This window comes from Pedococcus sp. NPDC057267 (assembly GCF_042668795.1).
GTDB lineage: Bacteria > Actinomycetota > Actinomycetes > Actinomycetales > Dermatophilaceae > Pedococcus.
This window is the reverse complement of record NZ_JBHUYG010000063.1, coordinates 1-25,432: the sequence shown is the minus strand read 5'-3', so window position 1 is coordinate 25,432 and position 25,432 is coordinate 1. Positions and strand designations below refer to the sequence as shown.

At 75.7% G+C, this 25,432-nt stretch carries 24 protein-coding genes; 3 read left to right on the top strand and 21 right to left on the bottom strand.

Annotation, left to right across the window (positions count from 1 at the left end; all coding sequences use genetic code 11):
* Positions 1-53: 53 nt before the first annotated feature.
* The 3 genes from ACFUC1_RS13895 to ACFUC1_RS13885 all read right to left on the bottom strand — a co-directional run bounded on the left by ACFUC1_RS13895 (position 54) and on the right by ACFUC1_RS13885 (position 2,142).
* Positions 54-320: a hypothetical protein gene (locus ACFUC1_RS13895; protein WP_379120710.1), complete on the bottom strand. Its 267-nt coding sequence runs from the start codon at positions 318-320 to the stop codon at positions 54-56.
* A gap of 453 nt (positions 321-773) precedes the next feature.
* On the bottom strand, positions 774-1,442 hold the full coding sequence (locus ACFUC1_RS13890) for a GAF and ANTAR domain-containing protein (RefSeq protein ID WP_379120708.1): 669 nt from the start codon (positions 1,440-1,442) through the stop codon (positions 774-776).
* Positions 1,443-1,824: 382 nt separating this feature from the next.
* The gene (locus ACFUC1_RS13885; protein ID WP_379120706.1) at positions 1,825-2,142 is read right to left on the bottom strand and encodes a WhiB family transcriptional regulator; all 318 of its coding nucleotides are present in this window, start codon (positions 2,140-2,142) and stop codon (positions 1,825-1,827) included.
* Positions 2,143-2,403: 261 nt separating this feature from the next.
* Here ACFUC1_RS13885 and ACFUC1_RS13880 point away from each other — a divergent pair, with 261 nt between their 5' ends.
* Positions 2,404-3,423: an FUSC family protein gene (locus tag ACFUC1_RS13880; protein ID WP_379120704.1), complete on the top strand. Its 1,020-nt coding sequence runs from the start codon at positions 2,404-2,406 to the stop codon at positions 3,421-3,423.
* A 17-nt stretch (positions 3,424-3,440) separates the two neighbouring features.
* Here the strand turns inward: ACFUC1_RS13880 and mgtA are convergent, their stop codons facing one another.
* Both mgtA and helR read right to left on the bottom strand, forming a co-directional pair.
* The gene (mgtA, locus tag ACFUC1_RS13875; RefSeq protein ID WP_379120702.1) at positions 3,441-6,059 is read right to left on the bottom strand and encodes a magnesium-translocating P-type ATPase; all 2,619 of its coding nucleotides are present in this window, start codon (positions 6,057-6,059) and stop codon (positions 3,441-3,443) included.
* 251 nt (positions 6,060-6,310) lie between these two features.
* Positions 6,311-8,515, bottom strand: a complete 2,205-nt coding sequence (gene helR / locus ACFUC1_RS13870) for an RNA polymerase recycling motor ATPase HelR (protein WP_379120700.1) — start codon at positions 8,513-8,515, stop codon at positions 6,311-6,313.
* Between the two features lie 197 nt (positions 8,516-8,712).
* Here helR and ACFUC1_RS13865 point away from each other — a divergent pair, with 197 nt between their 5' ends.
* Both ACFUC1_RS13865 and ACFUC1_RS13860 read left to right on the top strand, forming a co-directional pair.
* Positions 8,713-9,219 carry a pyridoxamine 5'-phosphate oxidase family protein gene (locus ACFUC1_RS13865; RefSeq protein WP_379120698.1) on the top strand — a complete coding sequence of 169 codons (507 nt, stop codon included), beginning with the start codon at positions 8,713-8,715 and terminating at the stop codon, positions 9,217-9,219.
* An 86-nt stretch (positions 9,220-9,305) separates the two neighbouring features.
* Complete coding sequence (locus tag ACFUC1_RS13860; protein WP_379120695.1) at positions 9,306-10,223, top strand: slipin family protein; 918 nt, start codon at positions 9,306-9,308, stop codon at positions 10,221-10,223.
* A 43-nt stretch (positions 10,224-10,266) separates the two neighbouring features.
* Here ACFUC1_RS13860 and ACFUC1_RS13855 read toward each other — a convergent pair whose 3' ends face one another.
* From ACFUC1_RS13855 to ACFUC1_RS13780, 16 genes are all read right to left on the bottom strand, one after another.
* Positions 10,267-11,187, bottom strand: coding sequence for a universal stress protein (locus ACFUC1_RS13855; RefSeq protein ID WP_379120693.1), 921 nt, complete (start codon positions 11,185-11,187; stop codon positions 10,267-10,269).
* 114 nt (positions 11,188-11,301) lie between these two features.
* Entirely contained in the window at positions 11,302-11,607 is a 306-nt protein-coding gene (locus ACFUC1_RS13850; protein WP_379120691.1) for a DUF3806 domain-containing protein, read from the bottom strand.
* 291 nt (positions 11,608-11,898) lie between these two features.
* On the bottom strand, positions 11,899-12,150 hold the full coding sequence (locus ACFUC1_RS13845; protein ID WP_379120689.1) for an acyl carrier protein: 252 nt from the start codon (positions 12,148-12,150) through the stop codon (positions 11,899-11,901).
* Positions 12,147-13,553, bottom strand: a complete 1,407-nt coding sequence (locus ACFUC1_RS13840) for a dihydrolipoamide acetyltransferase family protein (protein WP_379120687.1) — start codon at positions 13,551-13,553, stop codon at positions 12,147-12,149. The genes ACFUC1_RS13845 and ACFUC1_RS13840 overlap by 4 nt, the downstream gene beginning before the upstream one ends.
* Positions 13,546-14,541 carry an alpha-ketoacid dehydrogenase subunit beta gene (locus ACFUC1_RS13835; RefSeq protein ID WP_379120685.1) on the bottom strand — a complete coding sequence of 332 codons (996 nt, stop codon included), beginning with the start codon at positions 14,539-14,541 and terminating at the stop codon, positions 13,546-13,548. The genes ACFUC1_RS13840 and ACFUC1_RS13835 overlap by 8 nt, the downstream gene beginning before the upstream one ends.
* 62 nt (positions 14,542-14,603) lie before the next feature.
* The gene (gene pdhA, locus ACFUC1_RS13830; RefSeq protein ID WP_379120683.1) at positions 14,604-15,758 is read right to left on the bottom strand and encodes a pyruvate dehydrogenase (acetyl-transferring) E1 component subunit alpha; all 1,155 of its coding nucleotides are present in this window, start codon (positions 15,756-15,758) and stop codon (positions 14,604-14,606) included.
* The gene (acsA, locus tag ACFUC1_RS13825) at positions 15,755-17,569 is read right to left on the bottom strand and encodes an acetate--CoA ligase (RefSeq protein ID WP_379120681.1); all 1,815 of its coding nucleotides are present in this window, start codon (positions 17,567-17,569) and stop codon (positions 15,755-15,757) included. Before acsA ends, pdhA begins: the two co-directional genes overlap by 4 nt.
* A gap of 33 nt (positions 17,570-17,602) precedes the next feature.
* A complete protein-coding gene (locus ACFUC1_RS13820; protein ID WP_379120679.1) occupies positions 17,603-18,220 on the bottom strand; it encodes a V-type ATP synthase subunit D in 618 nt (205 codons plus the stop codon).
* Between the two features lies 1 nt (position 18,221).
* Positions 18,222-19,781: a V-type ATP synthase subunit B gene (locus ACFUC1_RS13815; RefSeq protein WP_379120677.1), complete on the bottom strand. Its 1,560-nt coding sequence runs from the start codon at positions 19,779-19,781 to the stop codon at positions 18,222-18,224.
* Positions 19,778-21,556, bottom strand: a complete 1,779-nt coding sequence (locus ACFUC1_RS13810; RefSeq protein ID WP_379120675.1) for a V-type ATP synthase subunit A — start codon at positions 21,554-21,556, stop codon at positions 19,778-19,780. The genes ACFUC1_RS13815 and ACFUC1_RS13810 overlap by 4 nt, the downstream gene beginning before the upstream one ends.
* Positions 21,553-22,089 (bottom strand): hypothetical protein, encoded by a 537-nt coding sequence (locus ACFUC1_RS13805; RefSeq protein WP_379120673.1) that lies wholly within the window; start codon positions 22,087-22,089, stop codon positions 21,553-21,555. Before ACFUC1_RS13805 ends, ACFUC1_RS13810 begins: the two co-directional genes overlap by 4 nt.
* Positions 22,086-22,475, bottom strand: a complete 390-nt coding sequence (locus ACFUC1_RS13800; protein WP_379120671.1) for a hypothetical protein — start codon at positions 22,473-22,475, stop codon at positions 22,086-22,088. Before ACFUC1_RS13800 ends, ACFUC1_RS13805 begins: the two co-directional genes overlap by 4 nt.
* The gene (locus ACFUC1_RS13795; RefSeq protein ID WP_379120669.1) at positions 22,472-22,933 is read right to left on the bottom strand and encodes an ATP synthase subunit C; all 462 of its coding nucleotides are present in this window, start codon (positions 22,931-22,933) and stop codon (positions 22,472-22,474) included. The genes ACFUC1_RS13800 and ACFUC1_RS13795 overlap by 4 nt, the downstream gene beginning before the upstream one ends.
* Positions 22,933-24,327 (bottom strand): V-type ATPase 116kDa subunit family protein, encoded by a 1,395-nt coding sequence (locus tag ACFUC1_RS13790; protein ID WP_379120667.1) that lies wholly within the window; start codon positions 24,325-24,327, stop codon positions 22,933-22,935. Before ACFUC1_RS13790 ends, ACFUC1_RS13795 begins: the two co-directional genes overlap by 1 nt.
* Positions 24,314-25,234 carry a hypothetical protein gene (locus ACFUC1_RS13785; RefSeq protein ID WP_379120665.1) on the bottom strand — a complete coding sequence of 307 codons (921 nt, stop codon included), beginning with the start codon at positions 25,232-25,234 and terminating at the stop codon, positions 24,314-24,316. Before ACFUC1_RS13785 ends, ACFUC1_RS13790 begins: the two co-directional genes overlap by 14 nt.
* A partial coding sequence (locus ACFUC1_RS13780) for a hypothetical protein (RefSeq protein ID WP_379120663.1) occupies positions 25,231-25,432 on the bottom strand: 202 nt, incomplete at its 5' end. The genes ACFUC1_RS13780 and ACFUC1_RS13785, both read right to left, overlap by 4 nt.

The window sequence follows — 25,432 nt, the reverse complement described above, 5'->3', positions numbered from 1 at the left end:
GTCCGGGCCCCCGCCCACGGTGTGGTGCGCGGCGTCCGCGCGCGGACGCACCGTCAGGCGTACCACCGCGGGCACTCGCTCGGCGCGCCGCCCGACGCGCACACCTGTGCGACCTCGGTGAATGTCAGGAACTGACGGTTCGTCGGCAGGTCGGCCAGCTGCCAGAGGACCTGGCGGGAGACGTGCCGGTGGACGAGCGCCGCCAGCAGCTGGTCGCCGCGGGCCGGCAGGAAATGGGTGCCGAGTGCCTGTTCCAGCGAGTCCGCGAGCTCCGTCGACGGGACGGCTCCGGTCCTCAGGGGTTCCATCTGGATGGTCATGGTGCTGCTCCTCGCCCGCCCCGCGGAGCCCCCGCCGGGCCACCGTCATCGACGGAGCCATACCCAGTTCCGGCGTGTCCCAAACCCAGGGTCGGGCACCGAGTTGGTTGGCCGCCGGCCAACTGCCGGCCCGGGCTCCGGGCCCTACCCGTCGCTGGCGACCTGCCCGTCACCCCACCCCTACCGGCGGGGGGCCCGCGACGCGGACGCAGGAACCACCTCCGGGTGCTGACATCGCCCTCGCCGTCACCGGGGCAGCCAGTCCGGACCCCCAGGACGGCCAGCCGGGTTGGCGCCGTGCGGCTGGCGGTTTGCGTCGGCCGGCACGCGACGACCGAGTGCCGGCGGTTCCCCGGCAGCCCCGAGGACGGCGTCAGACGGTGCGCGGGCTGGCCCCCCTCCAGCAGGCGCTGGCGACGGCGCCGACCGTGCCCGGTGGCGGCGACGTTCGGGTCAGGCGTCCTCGAGACGGCCGCTCGCCTGGTGCGAGGCCGCCGCCAGCCGCCGGAGCGCCTCGTGCTCCGAGACACGGTGCGCCGCCATGACGAGGCCGACGGCCCGACCCAGCTCGCGCTCCTCGTGGAGGCGGTCGCGCAGGGCGTCGGCGGTGTCGCGCCGCTCCACCGCGGTGAGCGCAACCGAGGCGAACCCTGCGAGGAGGGCGGCCTGGTCGGCCACCCCCTCGGTGAACACGCCCACCTCGTCACTGAACAGGTTCAGCGCGGAGCGGCTGCGGCCCTCGGTGAGCAGCTGGTACCCCAGCATCCCGCGGACCGGTGTCCGGTCGAGCACGAGACGGGCGAGCCGCGGCCACGTGCTGTGGGTGGCGATGTCGGGGTCCCGCTGCACCGAGTCCTCCTCGATGCTGTCGAGGCACGGACCCTCGCCGGCCTCGGTCTCGAGGCGGTCCATCAGGCGGGCCACGTCGTCGTTGGCGGCGCGCGTGAGGAGGGACTCGTCGGACTGCAGGCTGGCGAGGCTCACGTGGTCGGCACCGGGGACGGTGAAGGCGACCAGCGCCACGATCTCGTCCAGCACGGCGGTGGAGTCGTCGCCGCGGTAGACCCGCTCCGCCACGGCCCGGAAGGCCCGGGAGGCATCGGGAGGGAAGGACAGGGACATGCGAGCTCTCCTCGGGTGGGAGCGTCCTCGGTGCCTGGGTTCGACCCGGCCGCTCAGCCCCCCATTCGACACGACGGTCAGCAGTGTCGCCACCCGGGCGGGCACACCCGCCGCCCCGTGCACGCTCGTCTGCGCACACACGTGCGTCCTGCTGCGCGCTGATCCGCTCCCTGCGCAGGCACACGCTGGTCTGTGCACACACGTGCGTCCTGCTGCGCGCTGACCCGCTCCCTGCGCAGGCACACGCTGGTCTGTGCACACACGGGCGTCCTGCTGCGCGCTGACCCGCTCCCTGCGCAGGCACACGCTGGTCTGTGCGCATGCGAGCGTGTGTCGACGGGCGTCGGGGGCGGGTCGGGTCCCTCGCGTGGGCAGCGGGGCTTCAGGACGCCTTGAGCGCAGCGGGGGTGGCCCGTCGCACGCTGCGAGACCCCCGCTGCCGGATCACCTCGCGCTCGTGGGCGGTCAGGCCACCCCAGACGCCGAAGTCCTCCGCGGCCAACGCGTGCTCGCGGCACTGGCGGATCACCGGACACTGGTGGCACACCCGCTTGGCGGCCTCCTCGCGCTCACGCCGGTTGGCCCCGCGCGCCAGCTCGGCGTCGAAGAACGAGCCCACCGGCAGGGTGCGGCAGCGTGCGTCGTCCTGCCACGCGTACGACTCGAGAAGGGGAGCGGGCAGTCGGTCTGGCTTGCGCATCTGGTGCCTCCGGAGGGGATCAGGCGGCCGGCGGGTAGCCGCGGTCGCGGAGGGGGGCCGCGAGGTGCGCGGCACGGGTGGCGGTGGTCCGGGCCACGGGACTCGGCACGAGGTCGGGCGTCGGGTCGGACATGTCCGGCCCGTACCCGTCGGTGCCGCAGGCCAAACCCGCTCCGGCCGAGGGCAGGCGGGACCCGGGGCGCTGCCGCGACCCGGACCGGGGAGACTGGGCTCCCGACCACGACGAGGAGCCCCGAGCCCGTGACCCAGCTGGACCTGTGGCACCTGCGACCGCACCAGGGCGCGCACCGGGTCGCTGCCCGGGCGGCGATCTCGGTGGCCGTGCCCCTGCTCGCGGTCCTGCTCGCCGGGCGCCCGGAGTGGTCACCGTATGCCGCGTTCGGCGCCTTCACCTCGCTGTACGGCCGCAACCACCGCCACCTGTCGAGGGCGACCATGCAGGCGACCGCCGGTGCGGCGCTGTTCGCCGCCGTCCTGCTGGGAGTGCTCGTCGGGGCCATGGCACACGCCGCCTGGTGGGCCGTCCCCGTTGCCGGCGCCGTGGCATACGCCGGCTCGCACCTCGCGCTCGCGCAGGACTGGCACCCGCCGGGCTCCCTCTTCCTCATCTTCGCCTTCGGGGGGTGCGCCTCGGCCCCGCACGCGCTGGCCGACCTCCTGCCGGCCGCAGCCGTGACGGCCGGCTCGGTCCTGTTCGCCCTCGCTGTCGGCGCCGTGGGCGGGCTGCTGCGGGGGTCGCGGACGCGGCCGCTGCCCGTCCGGATGCACCGCTCCCGGCTCCCCGTCCGCGACGCGGTCGCCGTCGTGCTGGCCGGTGGGCTGGCAGTGCTGTCCGGGATCGGGCACCCCTACTGGGCCATGGTCGCCGCCGTGGCGCCGTTGACCGTGCGCGGGATGTCGGGGCAGCTGACCCGCGCCGTCCACCGTGTCGTGGGGACGCTGGTGGGGCTGCTGCCGGCAGCAGCGCTGCTGGCCCTGGACCTGCGCGGTGTCTGGCTCGTCGTCCTGGTGGCCGTCCTGCAGTTCGTGACCGAGCTCCTCGTCGGGCGCAACTACGGGCTCGCGCTGCTGGCCATCACACCGCTGGCGCTGCTCATGGGGCAGGCCGCGCACCGCGTCCCGGCGACCGGCCTGCTGGTGGACCGAGGGGTCGAGACGGTGCTGGGCAGTGTCGTCGGCGTGGCCGTGCTCGCGCTCACCCACGCGTACGCACGGACGAGGCGGGGTGGGAACCGGGCCGACCCCGCGACGTCCTCCTGAGCGGTCCGACCACGCCGTCAGCGCGACGCCGCGTCGGCGTGCTCGCGCGGTCCCTCGCCGAGCCGCGCACCGGTGCTGAACCGGGATGCCCGACGGTGCACGCGGCGCGGCCGGACCGGCCGCCGCGGGTGCCGCTCGACGCGCGGCGCACCCTCGAGCACGGCGAAGAAGAACGTCTTGCCGACCTCGACGAGCAGCAGGTATGCCGCCACCATCACGAGGAGCGTGACGTAGAACAGGCCGGGCAGCGTCTGGAACCCGAGGGTGTGCGCCAGTGGCGTCGCGGGGATCACCGCCCCGGTGAGGACCACTCCGCACGCGGCGGCCGCGAGCGGCAGGCTCGGTGCACTGCGGAAGAACGGGACGCGGCGGGTCCGGATGGCGAAGATGATGAGCGTCTGCGTGGCCAGCGACTCGACGAACCAGCCGGAGCGGAACAGGGCCGGGTCGGCATGGAACATGTGCAGCATCACCCAGAAGGTCGTGAAGTCGAAGACCGAGCTGAGCGGCCCGAAGACGACCATGAACCGGCGGATGAGCCGCATGTCCCAGTGCGAGGGGCGGCGCAGCTGCTCCTCGTCGACGCCGTCGGTCGGGATCGCCAGCTGGCTGGTGTCGTAGAGCAGGTTGTTGAGCAGGATCTGCGAGGGCAGCATCGGCAGGAACGACAGGAACGCCGAGGCGCCGGCGGCCGAGAACATGTTCCCGAAGTTGCTCGACGTCCCCATCATCACGTACTTGATCGTGTTGGCGAAGATGCGCCGGCCCTCGACGACGCCGTCGGCCAGGACGTCGAGGTCCTTCTCGAGCAGGATGACGTCGGCGGCGTCCTTGGCGACGTCGGTGGCGGAGTCGACGGAGATGCCGACGTCCGCGGCGTGCAGGGCCAGCGCGTCGTTGACGCCGTCGCCGAGGAACGCCACCCCGCTGCGGGTCGCCCGCTGCGCGCGCACGATGCGCGCCTTCTGCTCAGGGCTGACCCGGGCGAACACGACCGTCCCGGCCATCCGCGCGGCGAGGGTGGCGTCGTCCATGCGGTCGAGCTCGGAGCCGTCGATGACGTCCTGCTCGCCGGGGTGTGAGAGCCCGAGGTCGGCGCACACCTTCGCCGCCACCGCGGCGTTGTCACCGGTGACCACCTTGACGTCGACGCCGAGGCCCTCGAGCCGGGCGAGGGACCGGTCGATGCCGCGCTTCGGCGGGTCGAGGAACACCAGGAGGCCCTCGAGGCGGAACGACCCCTCCGGCGGCGTCCGGCGTGCGACCGCGATGACGCGGTTGCCGGCCGCGAACTCCGCGTCGAGCGCGTCGGCGAGGCGGGCCGGCACCGGCCCGCACCGGGCGAGGACGGCCTCGGGTGCGCCCTTGAGCACCTCGACGACGCCGTCGAGCGGGCTCTCGCAGACGACCGACGTCGTCCGCGTCTCGTGGCTGAAGGGCACCGACGAGACTCGGTGCCAGCGGCCGAGCCAACCGACGGCGCGGGCCGCCTCGGGGGTGGACCACAGCGCCGCGTCGAGGGCGCTGCCCCCGACGGCACCCGACGACCCCTGCGGGCTGTCGCTGCACAGCAGTCCCCACCGCAGCACCTCGACCGCGTGGCCGGTGGCGCTGGGGACGGCCCGGGCGAACCCGACCCGCCCGTCGGTGAGCGTGCCCGTCTTGTCGGTGAAGAGCACGTCGACGTCCCCGAGGTCCTCGATGCACACGAGCCGCTTGACCAGCACCTTGTGCCGGGTCATGCGACGCGACCCCGCGGCCAGGCTCGTGGACACCACGGCCGGGAGCAGCTGCGGGGTGATCCCGACCGCGATGGCGAGGGAGAACAGCAGCGCGTCGAGCAGCGGCCGGTGCAGGGCGACGTTGACGATGAAGATCGACGCGGTGAGCGCACCGCTGACCCAGACGAGCAGCATGGAGAACTGCCGCAACCCGGTCTGGAACCGCGTCTCGAGCTCGTGGGACTCCAACCCGGCGGCGACCGTCCCGAACTCGGTGGACATCCCGGTCGCGACGGCCACCCCCAGGCCGGTCCCGGCGTGGACCACGGTGCCCATGAGGGCGGCGCTGGTGAGGTCGCCCACGGCGGAGTCCGCCGGCACCGGCGACGTCCCCTTCTCCACGGGCAGCGACTCCCCGGTGAGGATGGACTCGTCGCACTCGAGCTCCACGGCCTGCAGCAGGCGCAGGTCGCAGGGGACGACGTCGCCGGCCCGGAGCGCGACCACGTCGCCGGGCACGAGGTCGAGGACGTCGACCGGCCCGAGCCGGCCGTCGCGCATGACCTGGGCCCGGTGGCGCACCTGGCTGTGCAGGGCGGCCGCGGCCCGCTCGGCCCGGTACTCGTTCCCGAAGCCCAGGCAGACCGACAGCGCCACGATGACGCCGATGATGACCGCGTCCGGCCGCTGGCCCACGGCGAAGGACACCCCGGCCGCCACCAGCAGGAGCACCAGCAACGGCGAGCGCACCTGGCGCCACAGGACCGCCCACGCGCTCGCGCGGTGCGAGGCGATCGCGTTCGCGCCGACCGTGCGGCGGCGGTCGTCGGCCTCGGCGCCCGACAGGCCGGTGTCCGGTGCGACCTGCAGGCGGACGGCCACGTCGCGCGCCGGCTGGGCCGCAGCCACGGCCACCGCGGAGCGCGTCGGTGGCCCCGGCTGCCAGGGGCGCGTCGGTCCGGTGGCGCGCGGACCCGGCCGCACGGTCGTCATCGCGGCACCGCGCGGCCGGGCGGGCGTGGCACGGACCGCATGGCTCGAGCACACCGGACCCACGGCATACGAGCGAAGGGCCCAAGGTCCCCACCGGCGGACCGGACGTCAGCCCCGGCGGACCGGACGTCAGCCCCGGCGGACCGGACGTCAACCCCCGGCGGATTCGTAGGTCAGCCCGACAGGACGACCAGCTCCTGGGTGGCGCGGGTCATCGCGACGTACCGGTCGACGGCGCCCTCGATGCCGTCGCCGAGGGACTGCGGCTCGACCAGCACGACGAGGTCGAACTCGAGCCCCTTGGCCAGCTCGGGCGTCAACGACCGCACCCGCGGCGTCCCGGCGAACCACGGGGCGCCGATGACGCACGCGACCCCCTCGCCCTCCGCGTGCTCGGCGAGCCAGGCGTCCACCACGGCGGCCAGGTCGGCGACGCGGCCGCGCCCGACGGGTCGCCCGCTGGCACGGACGGAGGTCGGGACGTTGGCGTCCGGCAGGGCGGCGCGGATCACCGGCTCCGCCTCGGCCATGACCTCCTGCGGCGTGCGGTAGTTGACCCCGAGGTGCGCCGGCCTGACGCCATCGAGGCCGACCCGGCCGAGCCGCTGCTCCCACGACTCGTGGAAGCCGTGCCGGGCCTGCGCGCGGTCGCCCACCACGGTGAGGCTCCGCGAGGGGCAGCGCCCGAGCAGCATCTGCCACTGGGCGTCGGTGAGCTCCTGCGCCTCGTCGACGACGACGTGGGCGAACGGCCCGGCGAGCAGGTCGGGGGCCGTGGTGGCCACGCCGGCGTCGTCCACCAGGGCGGCCTGCAGGTCCTGCCCGCGCAGCATCGACATCACGTGCATCTCGGAGTCGTCGGTGGCGATGAGGTCGTCGACCACCCGCGACATCTCCTCCCGCTCGGCGGCCCGGACCGCCTCCCGGCGGCGCCTCACCCGATCCGCACGCGGGTCGCCGAGGAGACGGCGTGCCGCGTCGAGGAAGGGCAGGTCGGCGTCGGTCCAGGCGTCCGGTTGCGACCGCTGCAGCGCCGCGACCTCCTCGCGCTCCAGCCACGGGGCGCACAGGCGCAGGAACGCCGGGACGGTCCAGAGGTCGCCGACGAGGTCGGTCGGCTGCAGCAGGGGCCAGGCCCGCTCCACCGCCGCGCGCAGCCCCTCGTCCGAGCGCAGGCAGCGCGCGAGCACCCGCTCGTCGACCGGTGCGCCGCGGTCCTGGTCGGCTCCGTCGCCCGCGGCTCCGTCGCCCACCCCCGCCACCAGGCGTCCGGCCACCATGGTGGTGAGCTCGTCCCACAGGTCGTCCCGCGCCTCGTTGTGCGGCGTGCCCGGCGCGGGGGCGTCCAGGACGGTCGCCCAGGCGTCCGCGTCCAGCCGCACCTCGCCCCACGGGGTCGAGACGTCCAGCGCCTGCGCGGGCGCCTCCTCGTAGAACCGCACCGCGGCCTCGACCGCCGTCACCAGGCGCGCCGACCCCTTGAGCCGTGCAACCTCCGGGTCGGGCTCGGGCCGAGCCGTGGCGCCCTCGGGGACGAGGTCGCGCAGGGTGCACGTCTGGACGCCCTCCTCGCCGAGGCTGGGCAGGACGTCGGCCACGTAGGCGAGGTACGGCTCGTGCGGCCCGACGAAAAGGACGCCGCCGCGCCGGTGGCCGAGCCGGGGGTCGGAGTAGAGCAGGTATGCCGTGCGGTGCAGCGCCACGACCGTCTTGCCCGTGCCCGGGCCGCCGTCGACGACGAGGGCGCCCCGCGACCCCGCCCTGATGATGGCGTCCTGGTCGGACTGGATGGTGCCGAGGACGTCACGCATTCGGGGGGAGCGCGCGCTGCCCAGGCTGGCCAGGAAGGCGGACTGGTCGTCAAGGGACGCGGCGTGGCCCTGCAGCCCCTCGGCGGTGAAGACCTCGTCCCAGTAGTCGCTGACCCGTCCGCCGGTCCAGCGGTAGCGGCGGCGGCTGACGAGCCCCATCGGGTTGGCGTGCGTCGCGCCGAAGAAGGCCTCGGCGGCGGGGGAGCGCCAGTCGTGCAGCAGCTGCCGCCCGTCGTCGTCGCGCAGGCCGAGCCGGCCGACGTACACCGGCTCGGGGTCGCCGGCGCGCACCATGTGCCCGAGGCACAGGTCGAGGCCGAAGCGGCGCAGCGCGCGCAGCCGTGCGCCCAGCCGGTGGACCTCGAGGTCGCGCTCGAGGGCCTCCTGCCCGGCGCGCACGGGAGCCCGGCGCTGCTCCTCGAGGCGCCGCGAGAGCGACGCCAGCGTGTCCTCCAACGTCCGGGCGATCTCGCCGAAGTGGCGTTCGTCATCGGCGATGAGGGTCGGATCGCCTTTCGCGGCAAGGCGTTCCGGGAGCGCGAAAGCGCTCGTGGTGGGACTGGTCACGCAGGTCCTCCGTCGGTCGGTGCGGTGTCCGGCCGTGAAGTGTGCGGCACGACGGGGGCCTTGCCGCAAGACCCCCACTCCGCTGTACGGTGAAACTGGAGGGACGTCGTTCGCAGTGTTGGGGTCGCTCGAGGTGTGGGCCCGGCGACGGTGGGGTAGGCAGGTGGGACCGAAAGGCCACCACCGAAGGAGTCCTCGTGACCGAGCACGACACCGACCCCCGTCCCGACGACGCAGGCGCAGCCAAGGTCACCGAGCTGGTCCGCGGCGTCAGGATCGCGATGCTGACCACCGTCGCGCCCGACGGCCGGCTCATGAGCCACCCCATGGCCACCCAGGACGTCGACTTCGACGGCACCGTGCGGTTCGTCTCCGAGCGCGCCTCGCACAAGGTGGCGCACATCGAGGCCAACCCGCAGGTGAACGTCGCCTACTCGAGCTCCGGCAGCTGGGTCTCGCTGTCCGGCACGGCGCGGATCATCTCGGACCCGGCCCTGCTGGCGAAGTACTGGGACACCTTCACCGACGCCTGGCTGGAGGGCGGCCCGGAGAACCCCGACAACATCGTCATCGAGGTCGACTCCACCAGCGCCGAGTACTGGGACAGCCCGGGCGGCAAGGTCGTCCAGGTGCTCAACCTCGTCAAGGCCAAGGCGACCGGGAAGCGCTACGAGGGCGACAACGAGCGGGTCGACCTCCTCTAGGGGCACGCGGCATACCGCAGCGCGGTCCGCGAAGGTCGGGACCTAGGGCCCGCTCCCGTGCCGCGGGCCGGACGCATGGTGGACGCATGGCTGTGGTGCTGTCCGTCGTCGGACTCGTCGTCGTCCTCCTGCTCGCGCTCTCGCTGCGCATCGTCAAGCAGTACGAGCTGGGGGTGCTGTTCCGCCTGGGGCGCGTCATCGGGGTGCGCGAGCCGGGCCTGCGCGTCATCGTCCCGGTCATCGACGTGCTGCGGCGGGTGTCGCTGCGCATCGTGACCATGCCGATCCAGTCGCAGGGCATCATCACGCGCGACAACGTGAGCGTGGACGTGTCGGCCGTGGCGTACTTCCGGGTCGTCGACGCCGTGAAGTCGGTGGTGGCCATCGAGAACGTGTATGCCGCGATCGACCAGATCGCGCAGACCACGCTGCGCAAGGTGGTCGGGCAGCACACCCTCGACGAGACGCTGTCGGAGACCGATCGGATCAACCTCGACATCCGGCAGATCCTCGACGTCACGACGACCGAGTGGGGTGTCGAGGTGACGCTGGTCGAGCTCAAGGACATCCAGCTGCCTGAGAGCATGAAGCGCGCCATGGCCAAGCAGGCCGAGGCCGAGCGGGAGAAGCGCGCCAAGATCATCAACGCCGAGGGCGAGTCGCTCGCGGCCACCGCGCTGGGCCAGGCGTCCGACGTGATGATGGCCCACCCGCTGGCGCTGCAGCTGCGCAACCTGCAGAGCCTGGTGGAGATCGGCGTCGACAAGAACACGACCGTGGTGTTCCCCGCGCCGCTGATGAGCACGATCGAGGAGCTCAGCTCGTTCCTCGAGCGCGAGGGTCGGCGCGCCGCGAACGCCCGCGCGGTCGAGGCGTCCGCACCAGTCGCGCCCGCACCCGTTGCGCCCGTACCCGCGGGGGAGGCGGCGGGGCCGGGTGAGCCCGCGCGCGTCGCCGGGCCGGCCACGCGGACCGGCAACGGCTCCGGGGTGCCCGCCGCCTGACCGGCTCAGCCGGCCTGCGCGACCTCAACCCGCGTGCGCGACCTCAACCCGCGTGCGCGACCGCCGGGTAGGACGCCGGCACGACGAGGGGCCGGGCGAACGGGTCGGCGAGCGGCTGGACCACGAGGACGTCGCAGGGCGGGTCGTCGAGGAGCCGGTGCAGCACCGACCCGCGGGCCAGGCCGCCGCGGCGCACGGCGGGACCGGCCCCCACGACGAGCAGGTCGGCCGGGCCGAGGTCGCTGAGCAGGTGGACCTCGGGCGCGCCCCGCACGACGCGGACGTCGCACCCGTCGACGATGTTCCAGGGCTCGGCGCGGACGGAGTCCCAGACCGAGCGCTGGACGTGGTCGACGTCTCGGCCCACGGCCGGCACGCAGGAGACGACGCGCAGGCCAAGCCCCCGGCGCAGCGCCGCGTCGGCGGCCACGGCGAGCAGCCTGGGGGAGTCCACGCCCGGCCGGAAGCCGACGGTCACCCGCGGTGGTCGCGGCACCACCGAGCCGAGGTCGTACTCCATGGGGCGCACGGGTCGCGGGTCGTTGTGGCCCGGCACGAGGACGGGCCGCCCGAACCGGCGGGCGAGCACGTCGCTGGTCGACCCCGGGCGGAAGGGGTGGTGCCCCCGGGTGCGCCGGCCGAGGACCAGCAGGGTCGAGCGGTCGGCCAGCTCCGACAGCAACGGGTCCTCGAGGCTGTGGGCGACCACCGTCTCCACCCGGACGGTGGGGTCGGCCTCCTCCGCCTCGGTCGCGGCTCGCTGGACGAGCTCGTGGGAGCGGACGTCGCCGCGGGCCAGCGGGAGGCCGCCGGCGGTGCGTGCGGACAGGTGCTCGGCTACGCGCACGACGACCAGGTCCTCGCCGCGTCGTCCGGCCTCGAGGGAGGCTGCCCGGGTCGCGATGCCCGAGGCCCACGAGCCGTCGCAGCCCACGACCACAACGGGCTCGTCGCCGATCGTCATTCCTTGCTCACCACCGGTCGGTCGGGGCCCTGCAGCCTGCCCCGAGCCTGGGGCACCGCGACGCCCGCCACCAGGGCCGAAGGTCCCGTGCAGCAGCGCATCGCGGCGCCCTCGTCACCCTCGCCCCGGGTCCCCGTCCTGGTGCGCGAAGGCGTTGGTGAGGCCGAGCCGCAGGTCGGCCCTGGTGGGGGTGCGGCCCACCTCGTCGCTGAGGGTGCGCCACTCCTGGCCGGCCAGGAGGGCGCCCAGCACGTCGCCGACGACCACCTGGGTCGCGCGGAGCGCGTCCGTCGGCGTCGGGAAGACGCGCAGTGTCCGGTAGCACTCGTGGTCGGCGATCTTCACGCTGCCGACGAAGCCCCAGCCGTCCGAGGCGGGGGAGTGCCCGATGGTGATGTGGAACTCTTCGGAGTCCGTCATGTCCCGTCCCAACCGGCGGCCCGGCGCCGCCTGCGTCCCTGGTCGTGCGCCCGCGCGGCCGCTGAGGGCATACCGCGGGGTCCGGGCGGATGGTGCTGGGTCGAGACGGGTTGTCTCCTTTGTACGCCACGGGGTCGGACGGTGTCCATGCCTCGTGGAGACCATGGGCACGAACGCTTTTCGTGACTTTGCCCCGGATGTCCCGCCGTCGCCGCACGTTGTTTGCAGCGGCGTGGCGTGGGCTTCGGCCTCGGTCGGGGAGGCGCGGGGGTGCCGGGGGTGCCGCAGGCGTCAGGAGTGGGTCGCGCCGCGGACGAGGAACGCGGTCGCGCGGTCGACCGACCGCAGCTCGTCCGCGTCGGTGTCCTCGATCCGGAAGCCGGCACGGGCGCTCAGTCGCTCCACCAGCTCCACGACGTCGAGCGAGTCCAGCTCGTAGGCCTCGCGCAGGTCGGCGTCCGCGGGGAGGGTCGTCAGGTCCGCATCCGGCACGATCTCGCGCAGGGTGGTTCCCAGGATGGTCCGGGCCTCGTCGGGTGTCACAGCTCCTCCGGTCTCTGCAGCAGTCGGTCCACGACCCGGAGCAGGCGCGCCCCGGTCGATCCGTCGGTCGCCCGGTGGTCCCCGGACAGCGTCGCGGTGACGAGCGATCGCACCCCGAGCAGGCCGTGGACCGCCCACGGGCGCTGGCGCACGGCCCCGAAGCCGACCAGCGCGACCTGGGGCGGGTAGATGACCCCCGCGACGGTGTCCGCCCCCTGGTCCCCGAGGTTGGAGACGCTGATCGTCGGGGGCGCCAGGTCCGACCCGCGCAGCCGTCCGGCCCGGGCCCGCGTCGTCAGCTCCCGGATCCGGGCCATCATCGACTCGACGTCCAGGCCGTCCGCGGCGGGGATCGTGGGCACCAGCAGACCGCCGCCGCGCAGCGACAGGATGAGACCGAGGTCGACGTCCTTCGCTGGGCGGAAGCCGTCGTCGACCCAGTACCCGTTGAGCTCGGGGACCTCCCGCGCCGCCCGCGCCGTGGCGAGCAGCAGGAGGGCGGCGGGCACGAGCTGCCGGCCCATCGGGAGCTCCCGGTTGCGCGCGTGAACCCAGTCCACGGCCGCCTGGACGTCGATGGTGAGGGTCAGGTGGTAGTGCGGGATGTCGCGGTTGGAGCGGCTCATCAGGGCCGCGATGCTGCGCCGCATGTCCGTGGCACGCGCCTCGGCGGCATGGGCGTCGGGGACGGGGGGCGCCGGCGCCGGTGCGGGCTGGTGCAGCAGGACGCGGCGCACGTCGTCGGCACGGACGGCGCCGGAGGTGCCCGTCCCGACGACGCCGGCCAGGTCGATCCCGGCCTGCGCTGCCAGCCGGCGGGCCAGCGGGGTGACCCTGCGCCGGGGAGCGCCGACCCGGGCCGCCCGCTCGACGTCGGCGCGCGTCACGATGCCGTCCGGTCCGGTGCCGTGCACGGCCCCGAGGTCCACGCCCAGCTGGTGGGCGCGGTGCCGCAGGGGCGGTGCCGGCGCACGGGGGTGCCGGGGCACGGCCGGCGCGGCGGGAGGCGACGGCGCCGGTGGTGGCGGTGCCTCCACGACCACGACGGGGGACGGAGCCCGGACGGCGGGCGGCGGCGCCTCGACGACAGGCGGTGCCGCCTCGGCGACGCGTGGCCGGGGAGGCGCCGCGGGTGCTGCCGCCTCGCCCGCGGGTGCTGCCGCCTCGCCGACGGGCGCCAGCGTCGCCAGCACGGTTCCCACCGGGACGGTCTGCCCCTCCTCGACGAGCAGGTCGGAGACCACCCCGTCCTCGAACGTCTCGACCTCGACCGCCGACTTGGGCGTCTCGACCACGGCAACGACGTCGCCGCGGTGCACGCTGGCACCCGGCTTGGTCAGCCACTCCAGGAGGATGCCCTCCTCCATGTCGGCGCCGAGGGACGGCATACGGAACTCACCCACGGGGTCCCACCGCCCGGACCGCCGCCTCCACGATCGTCTCCGGCTGGGGGAGCGTGGCCCGCTCGAGGTGCTGCGCGTAGGGCACCGGCACCTCGACGGAGCAGACCCGCTCGACCGGGGCGTCGAGCTCCCAGAACGACTGCTCCATGACGCGGGCGGACACCTCGGCGGCGAGGCTGCCCGTACGCCAGGCCTCGTCGACGACGACGCAGCGGTGGGTGCGGGCGACCGACGCGGCGAGGGCGGCGTCGTCGAGCGGGCGCAGGACGCGCAGGTCGAGGACCTCGGCGCTGATCCCCTGCGCGGCAAGGAGGTCCGCTGCGGTCAGGGCCTTGCCGACGCAGCCGCCGTACGCCACGACCGTCACGTCCGTGCCGGGTCGGCGGACCGCCGCGTGGGCGATGTCGACGACGGGTGGCGGGTCGGGGAGCGGCCCGGAGAGGTTGTAGAGCGACCCGTGCTCGAAGATGACGACCGGGTCGGGGTCCTGCAGCGCCTGCCACAGCATGCCGCGCGCGTCCTCGACAGTCGCCGGGGCGAGGACCCGGATGCCGGGGATGTGCGCGTACCAGCCCTCGAGGCTGTGCGAGTGCTGGGCGGCGAGCTGGCGCCCCGCCCCGGTCGTCATGCGGATCACCAGCGGCACCGACAGCTGCCCGCCCGACATGTGCCGCAGGGTGGCCGCGTTGTTGAGCACCTGGTCGAGCGCGAGCAGGCTGAAGTTGACCGTCATGATCTCGACGATCGGCCGCATCCCGTTGATGGCGGCCCCGATCCCGGCACCGGTGAACGCCGCCTCGGACAGCGGCGCGTCGCGCACCCGGTCCTCGCCGAACTCCTCGAGCAGCCCCAGGCTGACGGCGAACGAGCCGCCGTACCGGCCCACGTCCTCGCCCACGAGGAAGACCCGCGGGTCGCGCTGCATGGCCTCGCGGTGGGCGGCCCGCAGCGCCTCGCGGTACGTCGTCGTGGCGGGTGCAGCGCCCACTCCGGCGCTGTCGCCGTGCCCCGACCGCGGTGCGCGGCGCGCTGCGGTGGCCGCCCGCCGGGTCACGACGCGCTCCCGGACGAGCCCGGCCCGGCCGCACCGGGCGCGAGGACACCCGGCGCGACGACACCCGGGTCGGCGGCGTCCGCGCCGCCGACGTCGGGCTCGGTGGTGAGGTAGCGCTCGAGGTCCTCGACCGGCTCCACCGGTGCCGCGTCGGCGGCCGCGATGGCGGCGGCGAGCTCGGCGGCGACCTCGCCCTCCCAGGCGTCGACGTCCCCCGTGGAGATCGCACCCGTGCGGGTCAGCGTGGCCGTCAGCGCCGGGATCGGGTCGGCGTGGCGCCAGTCCTCGACCTCGGTCTTCTCCCGGTACAGGTCGGGGTCGTACATCGAGTGCGCGCGGAAGCGGTACGTGCGCAGCTCGAGGAAGCACGGGGCGCCGCTGTCGCGGACGTATGCCAGGGCGCGCGTCGTCGCGTCGCGCACCGCGACCGGGTCCATCCCGTCGACGGCCCACGCCACCATGCCGTACCCCGCCGCGCGGGCGGCGAGGTCGGTCTCGGCGTGCTCGCGCGCGAGGGCGGTGCCCATGGCATACCGGTTGTTCTCGCAGCAGAAGAGGACCGGGAGGTGCCACAGCGCGGCGAGGTTGGCGCTCTCGTGCCACTCGCCCTCGGCGAACGCGCCGTCACCGAACAGGCAGGCAGTGACCGCCGTGCTGCCTCGGAGCCGGTCGGCGAGGGCAAGGCCCACGGCGAGCGGGATCCCGCCGGCGACGATCGCGTTGCCGCCGAAGAACCGGCGCGAGGTGTCGAACAGGTGCATCGAGCCGCCGCGTCCGTGGCTGCAGCCGGTGGCCTTGCCGAACATCTCCGACATCAGCGCCGTCATGGGGACCCCGCGGGCCAGGGCGTGGCCGTGCTCGCGGTAGGTCGAGACCACGGCGTCGGTGTCCTCGAGGGCGCCGACCACCCCGACGGCGACGGCCTCCTCGCCGATGCACAGGTGCAGGAAGCCGCGGATCCGGCTGGCGCTGTACAGCTCCGCGCACTTCTCCTCGAACCGGCGGATGCGGATCATCCCGCGCAGCATCGCCACCGCCTCGGCGTGGCCCCGGACGTCGGTCGCGGTAATCGTGGTGCCCGCGGACGACGCCTTCGCTCGCGCCGCGGAGCCTTCGTGCTGGGCGTCCGCCGTGCCCGCGCGGCGGCTCACGACGGGGTCTCCACGGTCGACAGGTCGCCCTCGGGCAGGCCCAGCTCACGGGCCCGCAGGAGCCGCCGCATCACCTTGCCGCTGCGGGTGTGGGGCAGGTCCTGGTCGAACTCGACCTCGCGCGGGGCCACCGAGCCGAGGCGGTGCCGCCCGAAGGAGATGAGCTCGCGCTGGAGGCGCGGTGTCGGCTCGTACCCCGCGCGCAGCGTGACGAACGCCTTGACGACCTCTCCGGCCAGCGGGTCCGGCTTGCCGATGACGCCGACCTCGGCGACGGCCTCGTGCTCCATCAGCGCGCTCTCCACCTCGAACGGGCCGATGAGGTGGCCCGCCGACTTGATGACGTCGTCGGCACGCCCGACGAACCAGACGTAGCCGTCCGCGTCGATCCGCGCGAGGTCACCGGTGAGGTACCAGCCGTCGGCGAAGGCGCGGGCATACCGCTCGGGGTCGTCGAGGTAGGCGCGGAACATCGAGGGCCACCCGGCCCGCACGGCGAGCTCGCCGACGGCGTCCGGGTCGTGCAGCACCGTCACCGCGTCGTCCTGGACGGCCGCCCGGCCGTCGGGGCCCCGCTGCAGGACCGCGACGTCGATGCCGGGGACGGGGCGCCCCATCGAGCCGGGCCGGATGGGCGTGCCGGGGACGTTCGCGACCATGATCGCGCCGGTCTCGGTCTGCCACCACGTGTCGTGCACCGGCAGCCCGAACGCCTCCAGCCCCCACAGCACCGCCTCGGGGTTCAGCGGCTCGCCCACGCTGGCCACGTGGCGCAGCGCCGGGTACCGGTACTCGTGGGCGAGGTCGGAGCCCTGGCGCATGAGCATCCGCAGGGCCGTCGGCGCGGTGTAGAACACCGTGACCCGCTCGTCCTGCAGCACCTGGTACCACCGCCGGGCGTCGAAGTCGGCGGAGTCGGTGACCACCGTGACGCCCCGGGTGAGCGGCCCGATGATGCCGTAGGACATGCCGGTCACCCAGCCCGGGTCGGCGGTGCACCAGTAGGTGTCGCCGGGCCTGAGGTCCAGGACGAGGCGGGCGGTCGCGTGGTGGGCGACGACGGCCTCGTGCACGTGGACCGCGCCCTTGGGGCGTCCCGTCGTGCCGCTGGTGAAGTGCAGGAGCGCCGGGTCGTCCGGGCGCGTCAGTGGCCGGTGAGTGCCGTGGGCGACCAGGTCCTGCGCACCCAGGCGCTCGAGCTCGCTCCACGCGACGGTGCCGGGCGGCGGGTCGTCGGTGTCGACGACGACCACCCTCGCCAGGTGCGGCAGGGTGCCGCGGAACGGCGCGACCTTGCGCTCGTACGACACCGCGTCGGTGACCAGCACGCGTGCGCGGCCCAGGGACAGCCGCTCGCGGACGGGCTCGGGGCCGAAGGCCGGGAAGAGGGGGGACAGCACCCCAGCCGCCTTGAGCGTCCCGAGCACGGTGACGTACAGCTCCTCGCCCCGGGGCAGCAGCGTCGCCACCACGTCGCCGGCCCGGACCCCGGTGGCCCGCAGGGCGGCCGCGAAGACGTCGGTCCGGCGCGACAGCTCGCCGTACGTCAGCTCGGTCGTGGGCGCCCCACGGTGCAGGCAGCGCAGGGCGACCGCGTCGGCCAGCGGTCCGGTCGCGTGCCGGTCCACCGCCTCGTGCGCGATGTTGAGGTGCCCGCCCGGCAGCCCGTCGAGCTGCGCGCGGGCCGACTCCCACGTGAAGTGCCGGCGCTGCTGGGCCCAGTCGCCGACCAGGGGCTCGGTCCGCGGCTCGGTGACCACCTCGGGTCGGGCGGTGGCGGGGGTCGAGGCGTCCACGGTCGACGAGGCCATGGACCCACCATCCCCGGCGTCCCGGTGGCCCCACTAGGGACCAAAGGCCGTGCCGGCGCTGCCCCGCAGGCGGCCCCGGTCCTCCCGCTCGCCCTGCTCCAGGGCCGCCTCGAGCTCGCGCAACGACTGCCGCAGCCGGGGGATCCAGCGCTTGTCCAGCCCGCGCAGCCGCCGCCGCGTCGCGGACGCCTGCCGCTCGAGGCTGCGCAGCCCGGCCTGCACGCCGGCCAGGGCGGCCCCGGCGGCCAGGGCGCGTTCGTACGCGTCGCGGGCGGGTGCGAGGGCCGAGCTCGCGAGGAGGGTGGCCTGCGGCGCGCCCGCGCGCGCGACCGTCACCTCGAGCGGGTGGACCACTCCCGCGGTGGTCGCCCAGCCCACCTCGGCGGTGAGCGAGGCGGGTGGTGTGGCGGTGCGTATGCCGTCGCGCCCGGTGAGCACCGCGGCGCGGGCCAGCCACGTGGCTCCCTCCGCGCAGGCCCGGTGCCAGTCGTCACCGTGCGCCTCCTCGAGGGCGAGCAGCCGGTGCCGCTCGAGCTCGATGAGGTGCAGCGTGCGGTCGAGCTGCTCACGGCTGCGCGTGGCCACCTCGAGCCGCCGGCGCAGCCAGAGCCTCCCGGCCCGGCCCGGTGGGACGCCGCGGATTCCGTGCACCTCAGCCCCCCGAGCCGCCGCCGGGCGCTGCGCCCTGGGTCTCGACGTGTGCGTCGACGAGGTCGCCGGGGCCGGCCACGGGACCGAAGCCGGGACCGGCCACGGTTCCGATGTCGCCGCCCGCGGGTGGGGTCGTCTCGAGGTGGGCGTCGAGCAGGTCGCTCGACAGCATGGTCAGCTCCGAGCGGGGCAGCGTGCGCAGCACCGTCCAGCACAGGTCGAGGGTCGCGTCGAGCGACCGCGGCTCGCGCCGGCCCTGGTCGACCAGCCGCCGCTCGAAGGCCGCCTCGAGGCGCAGGTAGAGGCGGTCGGTGCGGTTGAGCGCGTCGGCGCCCACGATCTCGGACAGCTCGCGCACCTGCCGGGCGCGCGCCAGGGCGGCGATCAGCTGGGCCGCGACCTCGGCGTGGCCCTCGCGCGTCCGGCCCGGTCCGACGCCACGCCGCATCAGCCGGGACAGCGACGACAGGGGGTCGACGGGCGGGTAGATCCCGCGGGAGTGCGGCTCGTGCGAGAGCACCACCTGCCCCTCGGTGATGTAGCCGGTGAGGTCGGGCACCGGGTGGGTGATGTCGGCGGCCGGCATCGTCAGCACCGGCAGCACGGTGACCGACCCCGGCATCCCCACGACCCGGCCGCAGCGCTCGTAGAGCGAGGCGAGGTCGCTGTAGAGGTAGCCCGGGTACGCCCGCCGGCCGGGCAGCTCGCCGCGCGCCGAGGAGACCTCGCGCACCGCCTCGGCGTAGCTGGTCATGTCGGCGAGCACGACGAGGACGTGCCGGCCGCGGTCGAAGGCGAGGTGCTCGGCCACCGTCAGCGCGATCCGCGGCGTGAGGACCCGCTCGACGACCGGGTCGTCCGCGGTGTTGAGGAGCAGGACCAGCTCTCCGGCGCCGAGCCGCGCCTCCAGGGTGCCGCGCACGGTGTCGGCGTCCGCGTGGGTCAGGCCGAGCCCGGCGAAGACGACGCTGAACGGCTGGCCGCCGGTGCTCGCCTGGGCCGCGACCTGTGCGGCCAGCTCGAGGTGCGGCAGGCCTGCGGCCGAGAACACCGGCAGCTTCTGCCCGCGCACCAGCGTGGTCAGGGCGTCGATGGCCGACACCCCCGTCAGGACGGGCTCGGCCGGCGGCTGCCGACGCGTCGGGTTCAGGGGTGCGCCCGCCACCGCACGCGAGGCCGCCCCGGTGACCGGGGGGCCGCCGTCGAGCGGCTCGCCGCGGCCGTTGCACACCCGGCCCAGCCACGTTTCGCCCACCGGCACGCGGAACGGGTGGCCGGTGAACCGCACGGAGGTGCTGCCCGGGCGCAAGCCCTCGGTGCCCTCGAGGACCTGCACCACGGCGAGGTCCCGGTTCACCTCGAGCACCACGCCGTGCCGGTCGGGGACACCGCCGGACGCGCCCTCGGCCGCGGGTCGCACGACCACGTACTCGTCCCACCCCACGGCGTCCGCCCCACGGACGACGAGCAGGGGGCCACGCAGGTCGGTGATGTCCCGGTGCAGCACCGGCAGCCCGGCACCGGCTCCGGCGCCCGGGGGCGAGCCCGACGGCGCGCTCATCGCAGCGCCGCCAGGGTGGCCAGCACCAGGTCGCGTCGTGCCGCCACGGCCGCCGTGTCGTCCGGCCCGGTCTCGGCAGCCGCCCGCAGCAGGGGTGACAGGTCCGCCTCCTCGACCGCACCGGGGTCGACGGACTCCTCGTCGACGAGTCGCAGGCAGCCGTCCACGGTGTCGAGCACCGCCTCCACGAGCGCCGCCGCCTTGGCCGCCGTGCAGTACTCGTCGAGGGAGTTGCCCGCGCTCTGCTGCAGCACGCCCTCGCGCACGAGCCGGCCGGCGAGCAGGGCCACCCGGTCGTGCGCCGACAGCGACGTCACCCCGACGAGGGCCGCGAGCTCCCCGAGGCGGTCGGCCTCGGCCAGGATGCCGGTCACGCGGGCGCGTCGCCGGCTCCACCCCGGGTCACCGTTCCGGGCCCACCACCAGCCGACGAGGTCGGCGTCGCGGGAGAAGGACCCGGCCCATCCCACGGAGGGGTAGTGGCGGGCATACGCCAGGTCGCGGTCCAGGCTCCACACCCCGCGGACGAAGCGCTCGGTGTGGGCGGTCACGGGCTCGGTCGTGTCGCCGCCAGGAGGTGACACGGCGCCCACGATGGTGACCGACCCGTGCCCGCCGCCGAGCGTCGTCACGCGCCCGGCGCGCTCGTAGAACGCGGCCAGTGCCGAGGAGAGCCCGGCGGGGTACCCCTCCTCGGCGGGCAGCGCCCCGGAGCGCGACGCGAACTCGCGCAGCGCCTCGGCCCACCGCGAGGTCGAGTCGGCGACGACCACGGCGTCGTAGCCCATGTCGCGGAAGTACTCCGCGACGGTGACGCCGCTGTAGATGCTCGCCTCGCGGGCCATCATCGGCATGTTCGAGGTGTTGGCGAGGATGACCGTCCGCTCCGCAAGGGGGCGCCCGGTCGCGGGGTCGGTCAGCGCGGAGAGCTCGCCCAGCACGTCCGCCATCTCGTTGCCGCGCTCACCGCAGCCGACGTAGACGATGACCTGGGCGGCGCACCACTTCGCGATCTGCTGCAGCAGCACCGTCTTGCCGGTGCCGAAGCCGCCCGGGACCGCCACGGTGCTGCCGCGCACGACCGGAAACACGGCGTCGAGCACCCGCTGCCCGGTGAGCAGCGGCTCGGTCGCGGGCAGGCGCTCGAGCACGGGCCGGGGACGGCGCACCGGCCAGGTCGTCGTCACCGCCACGGGCGCCCCGCCGACACGCAGGACGGGGTCGTGCCGCCCCACCGGGCCGGCGGGCCGCACGTCCGTGACGACCCCGGACGCGGTGGGCGGCACGAGGACCCGGTGCTCGAGCAGGCCGCCGTCGTGGACGACGCCGACGCGCTCGCCCGGGCCGACCGTCGCCCCTGCGGCCACCTCCGGCTCCCAGTCGACGGGGTCGTCCCGTGCCTGCGCGGTGGCGCCCGTGCCCAACCAGGTCGGCGCGTCATCGAGTGGGCGCAGCAGCCCGTCGAAGACACCGCCCAGCAGGTGCGGTCCGAGCGACGCCGACAGCGGCCGGCCCAGCAGCGACGCCGGTGCGCCCACCCGCAGGCCACCGGTGTACTCGTACGCCTGCAGGGTCGTCGTGGCGTCGCGGATCTCCACCACCTCGGCGGGCACGAGGTCCTCGCCCAGCGAGACGAGGTCGGACATGGCGGCGCCCGCAAGCCCCTCGACGACGACGAGCGGCCCGCTGACACGGACGACGGTCGCACCCGTGGCGACGTCCCCACCCCCAGCGGGGAGCCCGGGTGCACCCGCACCGGCCGCGACCGCGGTCACGGTGGGGTCCACAGGTCCGCGAGGTCGAGGCCGGCCAGGGCGTCCTCGACGAGCGTCGCGACCGAGGCGTCGACGGCGCGCCCGGACGCGTCCGACCCGACGAGCCCACCGTCCGCCGTGGGGTCGACCACGGCGCCCGGCCCGAGCCGGGCGCGCAGCCGCACCTCGAGCCCCCGTCGGCGCGCCGGGTCGGCGAGGAGGTCCGCCACCAGGTCGCGCGCCCGTGCGACGAGCTCCGCGTGGACCCGTCCCTGCGCCCGCAGCAGCCGCTCCCGCGACGCGCGCCGCCCGGCTGCGGCAGCGGCCTCGAGCTGCTCCCGGGCCTCGGCCCGGCCCCGCGCCCGTGCCTCCTCCAGGCGCGCGTCGACCTCGGCCCGAGCCTGCGCGAGCACCGCGGCCGCGTCGGCGTCGGCGTCGGCGACGAGGCGCTCGGCCTCCGCGCGGGCCGCCCGCAGCAGCGCCTCGCGCAGCGGGTCGAGCCCGGCGGGAAGGGCCGCCCCGGCGCGGGTGGTCTGCACGGTCGTGGCGCTCACCCCGGGACCACCACCGTGAGGGGCAGGTCGGCCGAGGTGGTTCGGGTGCCCAGCCACGCGGCGGCCTCGGGGGTGAGAACCACCAGCACCGCGTCGTCGAGGCCCTCGTCCCAGGCCCGGACGGCCTCCGCGGCGGACCGGGCGGGCAGGAGCGCGGCCCCGGCCAGGGCGAAGCCGGCCAGCTGCTCGGGGGACCCGAGCGCGACCACCGCCCCCTGCCCGCCGCCGGGGCGCCGGGGGCCGTCGCCGACGGGACTCGCGCCACCGCGTGCTCCGGGTGAGAAGGACACGCCGGATGCGCCGGACGCGCCGGACGCGGCGGACGCGGCGGACGCGGCGGACGCGCCGGGTGAGCCGGAGGGGCCGGGTGAGCCGGGGCCGCTCATGCCATCCCCACGAGGATGACCGAGATGATGAGGCCGTAGATGGCGATGCCCTCGGCGAGGCCGACCACCACCATCGCGCGGCCGAACAGCTCGGGCCGCTCGCTGATCGCCGCCAGGGCCGCGGAGCCGGTGTAGGCGACCGCGATCGCCGCGCCGATCGAGGACCCGGCGACCGCGATCGCGGCACCGATGAGGGCGGCGCCGTTGGCGCCCCCGGCCGTCGTGGCGGCCACCGCCTGCGACGCGCCCGCGAGCGAGCCCTGGGAGGGAGCGGCCTGGCTGGGGGCGGTTCCGACCGCGACGAGGAGCACCGTCGCGGCCGCGAGCACCGCGCCCACGTTGGCGGCGAGCACCCAGCGGACGCGGCGCCCGGCACCGGAGCGCGTGGCCCGGACGAGGAGCCAGAGCGCGAGGAGCAGCACGGGGGCGGGCAGGGCTGGGAGCAGGGGAGCGGGCATCAGGCCTCCTGGGTGGCGAACGGGACGTGCCACGGCCGGAAGGGCACGCCCTCGGTGTCGAAGACCCGGGAGAACAGCTCGTAGTACTCCAGCCGCAGGGCCTGGATGCCGGCCACGAGCCCCTCGAGCGCGAAGGTGACCGCGTTGCCGGCGACGAAGACCAGCGCCGCGGCGACCACGGCCGCGCCGCCGTCGTGCCACAGGGCCGTGGTCGCGGACCACACGACCGCGGCGAGCGCGGCGTGGGTCATCCCGAACGCGGCGAGGCGGGCGAACGACACGAGGTTGGACCCGAGCCGCACGACGAGGTCGACGAGCTCGACGACCGCCTGCGCCGCGCCGGCGCCACCCCCGCCCGCCGCCACGAGGAGGCCCGCGTATGCCGCCACGAGGCCCGCGCCCGCGACCACCGAACCGACCACGGCCAGCCACCCCACGTGGCCGTACCAGCCGCCCGCGAGCATCCCGAGGCCGAGGAAGGAGGAGGCGCCGGCGATCCCCGAGGGGGCGTAGAGCGCCCGGCGCCAGCCGCCCTCGCGGTACCGGTTCACGGTGCCGAGCGCGTACGCGCCGGCGAGCAGCACGGCACCCACGGCGACGCCGGCGACCAGCAGCCGCACGGGCTCGTCCAGCGGGCGCAGCCAGAGCGCGGGCAACAGGCGGGTGGGGCCGAACGCCTCACCGAACGCCACGCCGAAGCCGGTGCTGGCGAGCCCGGCTCCGAGCAGGAACAGCCACCCCGGCCGCAGCCGCTCCAGGCGCCGCCAGCGCCCCCAGCGGACGGCCGCCGCGGCGAGCACGAGCAGCAGCCCGTGCCCCGCGTCGGCGAACATCATCCCGAACATCACGACGTACGCCAGGCCGGCCAGCACGGTGGGGTCGACGTCGGCATACGGCACCGTGGCATACGTCCGGACCAGGGCCGTGAGGTCGGTGGAGGCCCCCGTCGTGGGCAGGAGGGTCGGCGGCTGCACGCCCGCCGGTCGAGGCAGGGGCACGACCGCGCCGCCGTGCGGCGCCAGCCGGTCGGCCAGCCCCGGAAGTGCCACCGTGGGCACCCAGCCCGCGAGGGCGGCCACGCGCCCGCGCTCGAGCGCGGCGGCGGACCGGGCCTCGAGCTCTGCCTCGCCGGCGATGAGGTCCAGCCGGCCGGCGTCCTCGCACGACGCGAGGTCCGGCGGCTCCGGGGACAGGACGGGCACGAGACCCGTCGGGCGCCCGAGGCGGAGCAGCCGCTGGGTCGCTGCGCCGTCCGCGTGGTCGTCGGGCGGCGGGTCGAGCTGCACCGTCCCCGCGTCGGCGACGGCCGCCAGGACGGGACGCAGCGCGCGACGGGGCCCCAGCAGCGCCACGCGCTGCATCGTGACCGGGTGCAGGACCTCACGCCACTGCATCGAAGCCCTCCACCGGGACGCCGCCCCGCGACGCCAGCTCGAGCGCGGCGCGGACCCGCCAGGCGTCGACGGCCAGCAGGGCCACCGTGCCCACCACCGGCTCCGCTCCGGGGGTGGGCCGGGCGACCAGCGCCCTGGCGTCCCGCTCGACCCGCTGCCACCAGGCGGCCTCCGCGCGCCACAGCCCGGCGGGGCCGTCGACCCCGGCGAGCGCCCAGGCGGCAGTGCGCGGCAGCGACCGTCGCAGCGAGGGCAGGTCGCCCGCTGCCGTCGCGGCCCGCCCGAGCACCCGCTGCGCCGAGGTCCGGTACCCGGCCGGCGGCGCGGCCTCCGCGGCCAGCAGCCCCGCGGCGACGAGGGCGAGGGCGCCAGCGGCCCACGCGGCCGCCACGGGGACGCGCGCCACCACCCGGTCGGCGAGGGCAGCCCGCATGGCGAGTCCCACCCCGCGCGGCTCGTCGTCGCCGGGGTCGCCCCAGGGGGAGGCCGCGAGCACCGTCCGCACCTCGGCCGCGCTGGTCGTCGTGGCGAGCCGGGGCCAGGCGGTGGCGAGCCCACCCAGCCGGTACGGCGGGGGACCCCCCAGCCCGGCCAGGGCCCGGAGGTGGTCGACGGTGTCGGCGACCTCGAGGGGGGCCACCAGCGGGCGCAGCAGCGCCACGCCCGACCGGGGCGCCCACCCCGCGAGGACCCGCACGTTCCACAGCCACGTGGCGGTCACCCCCCGCTGCGCCTGCGCCAGGTCCTGTCCGGACCGGACCTCGCGGCCGTATGCCGTGCCGGCGAGCGTCACGAGCGCCGCCTCGAGCGAGGGGCTCGACCCGAGCACCCCGGTGCCGCGCCGTCCCAGGCGGCGCCGGCCCATGGCCCGGGCGCGCACCCCCGCGGCCACCCACCCCGCGCTCACGGCGACGCCTGCCCGGTCGGGTCCGGACCGGGCGAGCCGGGACCGGGCGAGTCTGCAGCGGGCGGCTCGCACAGTGCGGTGACGACCGCGCGGACGTGCTCGAGGTAGCGCGGAGCCACGGCGGCCGCGTGCGCATCGAGCCTGGCGACGAGCGCGTCGGTGCCGTTCGCCGGCCCGGCGGGGGCCGCGCCCAGGACG

Excerpts from the sequence above, each read along its gene's own strand:
- ACFUC1_RS13895 (WP_379120710.1), bottom strand. The coding sequence starts at position 320 with ATGACCATCCAGATGGAACCCCTGAGGACCGGAGCCGTCCCGTCGACG.
- ACFUC1_RS13890 (WP_379120708.1), bottom strand. The coding sequence starts at position 1,442 with ATGTCCCTGTCCTTCCCTCCCGATGCCTCCCGGGCCTTCCGGGCCGTG.
- ACFUC1_RS13885 (WP_379120706.1), bottom strand. The coding sequence starts at position 2,142 with ATGCGCAAGCCAGACCGACTGCCCGCTCCCCTTCTCGAGTCGTACGCG.
- ACFUC1_RS13860 (WP_379120695.1), top strand. The coding sequence starts at position 9,306 with ATGGCTGTGGTGCTGTCCGTCGTCGGACTCGTCGTCGTCCTCCTGCTC.
- ACFUC1_RS13855 (WP_379120693.1), bottom strand. The coding sequence starts at position 11,187 with ATGACGATCGGCGACGAGCCCGTTGTGGTCGTGGGCTGCGACGGCTCG.
- ACFUC1_RS13850 (WP_379120691.1), bottom strand. The coding sequence starts at position 11,607 with ATGACGGACTCCGAAGAGTTCCACATCACCATCGGGCACTCCCCCGCC.
- acsA (WP_379120681.1), bottom strand. The coding sequence starts at position 17,569 with ATGGCCTCGTCGACCGTGGACGCCTCGACCCCCGCCACCGCCCGACCC.
- ACFUC1_RS13815 (WP_379120677.1), bottom strand. The coding sequence starts at position 19,781 with ATGAGCGCGCCGTCGGGCTCGCCCCCGGGCGCCGGAGCCGGTGCCGGG.
- ACFUC1_RS13800 (WP_379120671.1), bottom strand. The coding sequence starts at position 22,475 with ATGAGCGGCCCCGGCTCACCCGGCCCCTCCGGCTCACCCGGCGCGTCC.
- ACFUC1_RS13795 (WP_379120669.1), bottom strand. The coding sequence starts at position 22,933 with ATGCCCGCTCCCCTGCTCCCAGCCCTGCCCGCCCCCGTGCTGCTCCTC.
- ACFUC1_RS13790 (WP_379120667.1), bottom strand. The coding sequence starts at position 24,327 with ATGCAGTGGCGTGAGGTCCTGCACCCGGTCACGATGCAGCGCGTGGCG.